Annotated in this window: 2 protein-coding genes; both read left to right on the top strand. The window is 76.4% G+C overall.

The genetic code is table 11. The features are described from left to right. Positions 1-1,040, top strand: a 1,040-nt coding sequence (locus tag NH602_RS30515) for a S1C family serine protease (protein ID WP_253069644.1), incomplete at its 5' end; no start/stop codon positions are given. A 224-nt stretch (positions 1,041-1,264) separates the two neighbouring features. Then, complete coding sequence (locus NH602_RS30510) at positions 1,265-1,756, top strand: molybdenum cofactor biosynthesis protein B (protein ID WP_373324192.1); 492 nt, start codon at positions 1,265-1,267, stop codon at positions 1,754-1,756. The last annotated feature ends 242 nt before the right edge of the window (positions 1,757-1,998 follow it).

Raw genomic sequence — 1,998 nt, 5'->3', positions numbered from 1 at the left:
CCGGCCGCGGCCGCCGGGGTGTCGTCCTGCTCGCGGCCGGGCTGCTCGTCGCGCTGGTCGCGGGTGCCCTCGGCGGCCTGATCGGCGCGCGCCTCGCAGGCGGGTCGGGAGGCGCGGCGCCGTCCGGCTCGGTCGAGGCCGTCGCCGAGAAGGTACTGCCCGCCGTCGTGCAGATCCGCGTCGACGGCGGCGCGGGCAACGTCGGTGACCGCGGCGAGGGCTCCGGCATGATCGTCGGCAACGACGGTCTGATCCTCACCAACAACCACGTCGTCGCCCCGGCGGCCCAGGGCGGCACGCTGCGCGTGGTCCTGCAGGACGGCCGGACCGCCATCGGGACGATCGTCGGGCAGGACCCGCAGTCCGACATCGCGCTCGTGCGCACGGACCTGCCGGGCCTGAGCGCGGTCGAGCTCGGCGACTCCGACCGCGTCCGGGTCGGTCAGCAGGTCACCGCGTTCGGGTCGCCGCTCGGGCTCGGCGGGTCGGTCACCACCGGGATCGTCTCGGCCGTCGACCGGGCCGTCGGCATCCCCGCCGAGTCGGGCGCGCCCGGGGCGAGCGACACCGTGCTGAACGCGATCCAGACCGACGCCGCGATCAACCCCGGCAACTCCGGGGGCCCGCTGGTGGACTCCGACGGCCGGGTCGTCGGCATCAACTCCGCCATCGCGACGGCCGGGCCGGGCGGCGGCTCGATCGGCGTCGGCTTCTCCATCCCGATCAACCAGGCCCGCCGGATCGCCGACCAGCTGCGCGGCGGCGGCAAGGCCACGCACGCCGTGCTCGGCGTGACCGTCGGCAACGACCCGCAGCTGCGCGGCGCGGTGATCCAGGAGGTCACCCCGGACGGCGCGGCCGCGAAGGCCGGACTGCGCCTGCAGGAGATCGTCGCCCGGCTCGGCGACCAGCGGATCACCACCGGCACCGATCTGCAGGCCGCGGTGCGGTCGCAGCCGCCGGGCAGCGTCGTCCAGCTGGAGGTCGTCGACGCCGGCGGGGCGACCCGCACCGTCGAGGTGACACTGGGCGAGCAGTGAGGGCCTGCCCGGGTGCAGGCCGTCCGACCGGACGGGGCCGGGTGGGTGGCACGCACCGCACGTCGTTGACGGGTGAAGAACCGGCGTGATGGGGTGTCCCCGTATTCGGTGGTGCCCCACCGAATACGCCCGGAGCGTCGTGTCGGTGCCGGTCCCCCCTCCCCGCACCGGCACGGCCTCCCCCGTGCCGCGTCCCGGCCGACGCTAGGGTGACCGCCATGGAGATGTCGGGTCCGCAGATCGGCCGTGCCCTCGTGGTGATCGTCGACGACCGGGTCAGTGCGGGTGAGCGGTCCGACGGCACCGGGCCGCTGGTCACCGAGCTGCTGGAGGAGGCCCACTTCCTCGTCGACGGCGTGGTCTCGGCCCCCGGCGACGTGGTGGCCATCCGCAGCGCGCTGAACACCGCCGTGATCGGCGGCGTCGACCTGGTGGTGACCGTCGGCGGCACGGGCGTGTCGCCCCGTGACGTCACCCCGGACGCCACCACCGGTGTCCTCGACCGGCCGGTGCCGGGGATCGCCGAGGCCATCCGCGCCTCCGGCCTCGCCGCCGGTGCGGTCGACGCCGGGGTGTCCCGTGGGGTCGTCGGCGTCTCGGGCAGCACGCTGGTGGTCAACCTGGCGGCGTCCCGCGCCGCCGTCCGCGACGGCATGGCGACGCTGACCCCGCTCGTCCCGCACGTCATCTCGGAGCTGTCCGGCCTCGACGACTGACCGGCCCCGCCGGCTCGGTCGCACGACCGGTCACGCGACGGGAACGGGCCCCGGCGGAAGCCGGGGCCCGTTCGTCGTGATCGGGGTCAGTTCGCCGGGGGCACCGGCGGGACGCCGCCGTCGTCCTTGCGCTCCGGCGGCACCGGCGGGACGGCCGGCGGCTGCTGCGACGCGGCCGGGTTGCCCTGCGGCGCCAATGCGTCGCCCCCGGGCGGGGCGGGCGGCACCGGCGGGACGGCGTC

Source organism: Pseudonocardia sp. McavD-2-B, assembly GCF_024124365.1.
Taxonomy (GTDB): Bacteria; Actinomycetota; Actinomycetes; order Mycobacteriales; family Pseudonocardiaceae; genus Pseudonocardia; species Pseudonocardia alni.
This window is presented reverse-complemented; position numbering and strand designations above follow the sequence as displayed.